Raw genomic sequence first — 8,101 nt, forward strand, 5'->3', positions numbered from 1 at the left:
GCCGCGTGCCGCGAGGTGGGCGGCCAGCCGGCTGGCATACAGGTCAAGCTCAGCGTACGTCAGCGAACCGCCGGAAAATCGGATAGCCGGCCGCTCCGGTGTGACAGCTGCCTGTCGTTCAAACAGCCCATGCAGGGTTGGGACTTCAGGTGAAACTGCTACCGTCTTGTTAAACTCATACAACAATTTTTGTTTTTCTCTTACGTCAGTCATATCTAATTCTTTTATCAATTTGTGAGGATGTTGAAGGGCGTTTTCCAGTAACATAAGCAGATGGTGCTGTATTCGTTTAACATCCTCAAGAGAAAACAAAGTATTTTGATAGTCGAAATTTAATTGTATGGTTCCGGTGTCTATTCGTTCCTGTATCTGAACAGACAATTCGTTTGCGGTGTATCCACTAAAGTAAAGCGCCGTTTCATAATCAAAACCGTCAGCATTGTGCCATTGGAGCGGCTGATACTGCATAGATATACCAATAAGGTTGTGTAAATCTTTCTGTTCTTTTCTTAATTCATTCACCAGCAAATTATAAGGAAACCGTTGGTGACGCATAACGGAAAGCTGTTCCCTGCCTACTCTGCGGACAAAGGAAAGAAAATCCGAGTCAGGATCAACCGTTATTCTGATGGGAAGAGAACTGACGAACATTCCAAGCATTTCTTTTTCAGCCTTTGACCCTCTGTTGCCATAGTAGGTGCCAATGGCAAGATCTCTTTTAGATGTGATCCGGCTGATGCATATGTAAAATGAAGACATAAATAAGGAAATGATATTGATCTTTTGTTCTTCGCAAAAGATTCGAATCTTTTGCCCTAGATGAGGTGAAAGTGTGATGGTATCTCTGGATGCGGATGTGCTCTGTTTTTGTAAGGACGCCTGACCCGCTAACGAGTGATATTCCGGCGGCAGCTGAAAGGTTTGAGTCCAAAATAAACGGTCCTTTACAAAACGTGAAGATTGCAGATATTGACTCTCTTTTTCGATGTAACTTAAGTAAGAAGGTTCAGGCTGATCGGGTAAAGGACCTTGCTTTTTTATTTTTTGATAAAGATCTATAATTTGATTTCCCAACACGTTTAAAGAGATGCCGTCCATTATAATATGATGGAATTTCGCAAACAGCCACACCTCATGAGTGTGGATTCTAAGGAGGTAAAATTGATAAAGAGGCGAGTTGAATAGTTTAAATGGGATTCTGGCTTGATCTTGTATCCACTGCTCTATTTCTACCATTTCAACATTTGAAAAATCTATTATTTCAAGTGAATGATATTGATAATCAGTAAGGTACAGTCGCGGTTCAGGCTCTTCTCCTTCCAGCAGATGAAACCTGATGGCGTCATTGCGGGAGATGGAATGATTCAGCGCTTTCTCTAGAGCCTCAAGATCAAGATTTCCTCTGAATTTCACACAGGCTGTGAGATTGCAAATGCTGGTGCCTGGATCCAGCAGTTCGGTAAACCACACTCTCCTTTGGGCATGGGTTAAAGAATAAGTATGTTCGCTCAACGGATTCCCTCCAGTTCTCATAATAAGAGGTTAAGAAAAAAGTAGAAAAATGACAATAAAAGAAATTATATGACTATATAATCCATATATGCACTATATTAACGGATATTTTTTAAAGTACAATAAAAAATATTAAATTATTATAAATTTTTTTTGAATATAGTATTATTTATTTAGTTTCAGTTTTCATTTTTATCAATTTTTTGAACATAAAGTGATAAAAGCATCGTTTTCAGAAAGGTCTTACATACTATTTTTTACTTGCGCAATTTGCTGATCCATGTCAACTTTCTATTTGTTGGAAGATGAGACTGGATCGTTATTGCAGGCATAAAAAAACTGTTTTCGCTTGGAAAACAGGTTTGAAGCTATTATTGATTTGCCAAGATGACAGCGATTTGATCCTCAATATCTTTTCCATCCTCGTCATCAATCAATCCGTTCAAAAGAATTGAGAAAACAAGTTTTTTCCCGCTCTTGGTTTCTGCGTACCCGGATAAAGAGCTGACCGTGCTTAGCGATCCTGTTTTAGCCCTTACCTTTCCTTGTGCAGGAGTGTCTTTCATGCGATTTCTCAGCGTTCCTCCTATCATTCGGTTATTATCGCCTGCAACAGGCAGGGAATTTAGATAAGTTGAGAACCACTTTTCATCTTGAATATCATATAACAGCTGTGAGATTTGATCTGAGGATACAGCATTGATATGAGAGACTCCTGATCCGTCTCTTAATACAAGTGATTTAGGATCTACACCAAAATCAGGAAGCGTATTGTTTAATACCTCGAGTCCCTTCTCCCAGCTTCCCTCTTCTTTTTTCACTTTCCCCATTTCTTTTACAAGCACTTCGGCATGTCCGTTATTGCTTAATTTCATAAACGGAACAAATAGTTTCGACAAAGGCATTGATCGATGAGAGATCAACACGTCTGAGGAATCAGGCGCTGCGCCTGTCTTGACGTTCCCTTTTACGGCAATCCCTTGTTTTTTTAGTGCCTGTTTGAATACATCCAAGGCATATCCGGCCGGCTCCCAGACAGCAACCCATTCCTTTGTTTTGCTTGCGTCAGCCGGTACGCTTCCTTCAATTGTGATTTTGTTTGTTCCATGCTCTCTTTCGATCGTGAGGTCTTTCTTTTGACCGGCTGCAATTGTTTCAGCACTGTTCTTAATCGTTACATAATCTGTCTGCGGAGATACAGAAACAACAGGCTTGTCCCCTGCTTTTTTACCCGGGGTGACCGCTACAATTACAGTTCCTGCATCATAATCTTCATTTGGAGATGCGGTTAAAGCGGAGATTTGCGCGCCGTAATACGTGGATTCATCACTCCACGGCATATCAGATGATAATCGGATGTCATCATACCACGTATCATCACCGATCAGATTGCCTTTAATCACGTTCACGCCAGCCTGTTTTAATTTCTCAGCCATTTTTTCAAAATCAGAAGGTAAAAGTGTAGGATCTCCTTTTCCTTTCAAATAAAGGTTTCCGTTCAGCTTTTTCCCTTTGAGTGCGCCGTCCGTCCGGATCTCGGTTGTAAAGGAATAGTCCTCGCCAAGGACAGAAAGTGCCGCGGCCGCTGTCAAAAGTTTCAGAGAAGAGGCGGGTCTCATTCGCATGTCTCCTGAATGCTCATATAGAACAGCTCCCGTATCCGCTGAGCGAATAGTGATGCCGGCCATTGCGCCGGCGAGTGCAGGATGCTCAGCCAAAACCTTATCGATCTGCCCGGCAAGTGCATCTTGTGTTTCGACCGCTTGCGCAGCCTGATGCATATACGGTACAGAAGCTACGACGAAAAGCAGCAAAACAGCAACATAAAGCTTTATGCTTTTTTTCATTTATTTACCCCGCCTCTCTGCGTCCCATCATTGGCTATTGGTGATTCAGTTCAATAGTGATACTGCTTTTGGCAGTCGTTTTTTCTCCAGGCTCCAGCACTTGTAAACCAGTGAGTGATGAAGGTAAATCAAGGTTCACAGCGTTTGTCACCCATGTATAAGGTTCAGGGCATAAATACCCCTGTTTTCCGTCCGCATTGTATACAACCCAATGTTTAAATTGTTCGTCGGCCTTATAACTAATGCTTATATGTGCATGCTGATGATAAATGACTGCCTGATTTTCTCCGCCTTTTTTCTGATAAGCAGATAAAAAGACATCATCCAGCTGCTTATGGCGTACATCCATCCCTTCATGCAATGCTTCTTTATTTTTCACATCCATCAGCTTCCCGGTCGGGAGCAGGCGTTCATCCAACTCCCATTGCTGATCCGCTGTCAGGGAGAATAACGAGCTTTCTGCTGGAAACACAAATGTAGTATGATAGCCGATTCCCCAAGGAAACGCTTCCTTTCCTTTATTCATGACCGTCGCATATTTAAATAGAGTATTTCCCTTTAGCGTGTATGTCATCCGGACGACGGCATGATGCGGAAATTGCTTATACACATGGGGAAGCTCTGAAAGATCAATTTCCGTTTCAACGATGACGTCTTCGTCTGTTTGCCTCATCGTCACAACGTCCCACTTTTCATGATAAAGGAAGCCGTGAAGATGGTTGTGTTTTTCCTTTTCGTTGATATCAAAATGATAGGTTCTGCCCCGGAAACTGAATGTACCGTCACTTATCCGGTTAGGCGGAAACAGGATTGGAATGCCATATAATGTTGGTGTGTCATGAAAGCTTTCTGCTGTTTCCGGTTCCCGCAAAAGCTGGATCTTTGTTGCTTTGTCCACGAGAGAAATGACGTTGCTCCCCCACTCGGGGACAACAATCATTTCTAGATGTTCGTTGCCTGCTTTGATTGCCGGTATTCCCAAATACGTGATGTTTTCAATAAAGTTTGCCATGTGTACTCAACCTCTCCTTGATTCATTGCTTGTATAAGAATTCAATGTGCTGTGCCACATTTCCTCCATTTTAGGTTTCCCCCCTATCAAATAAAAAAACACCGTTCACACTCAAGAACGGTGTCATTCGGGAGGCTATTGGATGAGACGTGTAATTTGTTTCTTTTTCCATACGAATTGATAATACCCATAAATCAATAGCAAGCTGACGGCAAACGCAGCCGGATACCCAACCCAGACGCCGAGTATTTCAAGCTTTGTATAGTGGGAAAGGACAAACGCGACAGGCACCTCTACTCCCCAGATAGCGAAAATGCTGATAACGGTCGGCCATAAAACCGTTCCGCTTGCCCGCATCGTTGCAGAAATAATTTGGGCATTTCCAAACAGCAAATAGCTCCACAATGTAATCATCAAGAGACGGTGTGCAATGTAAAGCGTCTCTTGTTCGGTTAAAAATAACGCTAAAATCTGATGTGAAAAAGCATAGATCAAAATGATCAGCACGCCGCCAATGATATAATTCAGCCAAATCCCCACACGAATGACCTGCTTTAAGCGGTCAACCTCGTTCGCGCCGATCGATTGCGCAGCAAAAATTGAGACCGCAATACCAAGGCTCACGGCTGGCATCTGTACATAGCTGGCCACCTGGTTGACCACTCCGTATGCAGCTGTTGCATTAGATCCGTAATGATTGACGAATGAAATAACCGCTATCTCTGATAATGAGACAAGAATCATATTGATGCTTGCTGGAATCCCAAGACGCAGCAGGAGAGCCAGCAGTTCCTTATCCATTTTCAAATAACGGCGCACTGTTTTATCAAATTGCAGCGGATGGTTTCGTTTTCGCAAATACACCAATAACACGAGAAAAGTTGCAATCGTGGATATGACAGTTGCATATGCGGAGCCGTATATGCCAAGTTTCGGAAAACCGAACATACCAAGGATTAAGACAGGCAAAAGCGCTATGTTAATGACCGTGCTCACAATCAGTGTATAAAACGGTGTCTTAGAATCCCCTGTTCCGCGCAAAAAGGTTGTATATGCAAAATATAAAAACATAAACGGCATAGCATAAAACAAAATACGTGCATAGCTGGCGCTGATATGAATGACATTTTCAGGAGTACCCATTAAACGAAGAATATCAAAGGTGAAAATACTGCCGATGACGGCTAACACAACCCCTAATAAAAACGTAAACGTGAGCGTCGTTCCGACAACAGCCTTTAATCGCTCTTCGTTCTTCGCCCCGTAGGCTTGTCCAATCAGGATCGAACTTCCTGAACCGATACCTATCGTAAATGAGATTAAAAGAAAAAATAACGGGAAAAAGGATGATACCGCTGCAACCGCATCAACACCCAGCCATCTGCCTACAGCCATCATTCCTACTAACTGGCCGACTGATTGCAGCACATTGCTTAGCAGAAGCGGCACTAAAAAGAGTGACATAGACCGCCAGACAGATGGATTGCTTTTCTTCTGGTTTACAAGTTGTTCTTGTGGTGTTTCCATAGTGAAGGCTCCTTTATTTGAATTCGATTGTAAAACATGCTCCTATTCTTTTGACAAAAACAGGATATGCAACATGTTATTATTCATCACTTTCCATATGAAACCCTTCCCGATTCTACTCATTTTACACATCTTTTTGGCTTATAAAGAATAAACTAGCAAGTAACAGCCTATTTCTTTGTAAATAAAAGAAAAAAATAATTTATGCAAAAGTGTTGTAATCTTATCGTAATTATTGTAACATTTGTAACATAAGAGAAAGAGATTTTGAAGGAGTGAACCACAATGAAAAAATGTTTTCTATTTCTAACAACGATTGCACTTATTCTGTCATTAAGCACAAATGCATTTGCGAAAAATACATCAGGCGATTTATCACAAAAACAAGCACTACAGCTGGCATTATCCGCAAGAGAGCACTTTTGGAACACAATGAGCGGCCACAATCCAAAGGTAAAAAAAGCAGTTTGCCCATCAGGAACATTCGAGTATCAAAATCTTCAATATGTGTACATGTGCAGTGATCTAGGTACGAAAGCAAAAGCGGTGAATTACTTAACACCTATTTTTACAAAAACAGCAATCGAAAAAGGCTTTAAAGATTATCATTTCACTGTTTCAAAAGGAAAACTTGCAGTTCCGATCGGCGACGGAGATAACCTATTGAATTGGAAAAAATCAACTGCTAAACTCATCTCTAAAAAAGGCGGCACAATCACATACGAATTTACCATTCCTACTTTAGACGGATCACCTGCTGCAAAACGGAAAGTGACTTTTGTAAAAGAAAACAAAAAATGGAAAGTCAATCAATTTGACGCAGTTATATAAAAAAACGCCCTGCGTATGAAGCGCACCCCAATATAAGACATAGTCTTGTAGTTGGAGGTGCTTTTTCTTTTAGCATAAAGAAAGACAACAGGCGAAAAGTCCGTTGTCTATTCCCCTATTTTTTGTGCAATTTGTTTACCTTTTCCCCCTTCTAACCTTTTGGGTATAATAATATATCAGAAACACAATCAGAAAGACTAATACAGCTACGGCAATATAGTATAACGGCATCGCCAAGAAAGGAGCAAAATTCGCTACGACCATCAGTATAATGATGGCTATTCCATATAAACTTATAAAGCGTAGTAATGCCATATTATCTCCCCTTTCTGTTTTCATCATTTTAACAAAAAAAGTAAGTTGCTAAAGAGCTATTTTTGTTATGCGATATCCATGCATTGACTGCCTAAGCGTTCTTCAATTAATTCATATAGGTAAAATGATACGGATCAAATTAATCATTTCTCAATTTTGAATCACACCCCCGTCTATTTCTTTATTTTCCCATGGTAAAATCTTGTTGGAACTATTCAAACGAAAGGATATGATCATGAAAGTATTTGAAGCCAAATCACTGCTTTCAGAAGCAGATAGACGCGCAAAGGAATACAAGGAATTAAGAGGCCAGATGATCAATCTCAAGAAGGCATTTAAAGCCGTAGCTGATTTAGATGACAGTGAGTTTTCCGGAAAAGGCGCTGACAACATCAAAGCATTTTATCAAGACCACGCAGGTGTAGCTGACAATTGGATTGACTTACTTGATATGAAAATTGCTTTCTTGACGAGCATTTCAGGCACTTTAGAGGACGCCAGCTTATCTGATGCATATATAGAAGAATCCTTCTTAGAACACGAGCTGGCTAACGCCTACACAAAATCAAAATCAATAATGTCTGAACAAAAGAAAGCGATGAAAGATATCTTACATGATATCGACGATATTCTTCCGCTTGATTTATTCTCGACAGAAACCTTTAAAGACGAACTTGCAGATGCAGAGGACAAACGTAAAAAAACAATCGATAAATTAGGAAGCGTGGACGAAGCACTTGTTTCTGAATATGCCCAGTCAGAGCCAAACGAACAATTCATCAAGAAAGACTTCCAAAAGCTTGAGGAATCCACAGGAAAAGGGAAAAATGCTACGCCCATTCACTACAACTCCAAGGCGTACCGTGAAAGTGACATACATAAGAAAAAAGGCGATATTGAGAAACAGACTGAAGCTTATTTGAAAATCAAGAAAGATGAAGCGAAAGAACGAGAAATCAAAGAATTGAAGAAGAAGCTAGCTGATGGAGTGACAGATCCGGATGAATACTTAGAAATTGCCAAGAAGGTCGGCTATGAGAATCTTACCCCTGAACAG

At 40.9% G+C, this 8,101-nt stretch carries 6 protein-coding genes; 2 read left to right on the top strand and 4 right to left on the bottom strand.

Features of this window, described 5'->3' with window-relative positions; genetic code table 11:
- From V756_RS0109200 to V756_RS0109215, 4 genes are all read right to left on the bottom strand, one after another.
- A partial coding sequence (locus tag V756_RS0109200) for a condensation domain-containing protein (protein WP_024714411.1) occupies positions 1-1,512 on the bottom strand: 1,512 nt, incomplete at its 3' end.
- 371 nt (positions 1,513-1,883) lie between these two features.
- The gene (gene dacB / locus V756_RS0109205) at positions 1,884-3,359 is read right to left on the bottom strand and encodes a D-alanyl-D-alanine carboxypeptidase/D-alanyl-D-alanine endopeptidase (RefSeq protein ID WP_024714412.1); all 1,476 of its coding nucleotides are present in this window, start codon (positions 3,357-3,359) and stop codon (positions 1,884-1,886) included.
- A 34-nt stretch (positions 3,360-3,393) separates the two neighbouring features.
- A complete protein-coding gene (gene galM, locus V756_RS0109210; protein WP_024714413.1) occupies positions 3,394-4,371 on the bottom strand; it encodes an aldose 1-epimerase in 978 nt (325 codons plus the stop codon).
- A gap of 135 nt (positions 4,372-4,506) precedes the next feature.
- Positions 4,507-5,898, bottom strand: coding sequence for an MATE family efflux transporter (locus tag V756_RS0109215; RefSeq protein ID WP_024714414.1), 1,392 nt, complete (start codon positions 5,896-5,898; stop codon positions 4,507-4,509).
- A gap of 285 nt (positions 5,899-6,183) precedes the next feature.
- Here V756_RS0109215 and iseA point away from each other — a divergent pair, with 285 nt between their 5' ends.
- Both iseA and V756_RS0109230 read left to right on the top strand, forming a co-directional pair.
- Positions 6,184-6,729 carry a DL-endopeptidase inhibitor IseA gene (gene iseA / locus V756_RS0109220; protein WP_024714415.1) on the top strand — a complete coding sequence of 182 codons (546 nt, stop codon included), beginning with the start codon at positions 6,184-6,186 and terminating at the stop codon, positions 6,727-6,729.
- A gap of 550 nt (positions 6,730-7,279) precedes the next feature.
- Positions 7,280-8,101: ribonuclease YeeF family protein (locus V756_RS0109230; protein ID WP_024714417.1), on the top strand; the 822-nt coding region annotated here is incomplete at its 3' end.

It is taken from the genome of Bacillus tequilensis KCTC 13622, assembly GCF_000507145.1.
Classification (GTDB): Bacteria; Bacillota; Bacilli; order Bacillales; family Bacillaceae; genus Bacillus; species Bacillus tequilensis.

Coding starts and splice junctions, on each gene's coding strand:
- dacB (WP_024714412.1), bottom strand. CDS start 3,359: ATGAAAAAAAGCATAAAGCTTTATGTTGCTGTTTTGCTGCTTTTCGTC.
- galM (WP_024714413.1), bottom strand. CDS start 4,371: ATGGCAAACTTTATTGAAAACATCACGTATTTGGGAATACCGGCAATC.
- V756_RS0109215 (WP_024714414.1), bottom strand. CDS start 5,898: ATGGAAACACCACAAGAACAACTTGTAAACCAGAAGAAAAGCAATCCA.
- iseA (WP_024714415.1), top strand. CDS start 6,184: ATGAAAAAATGTTTTCTATTTCTAACAACGATTGCACTTATTCTGTCA.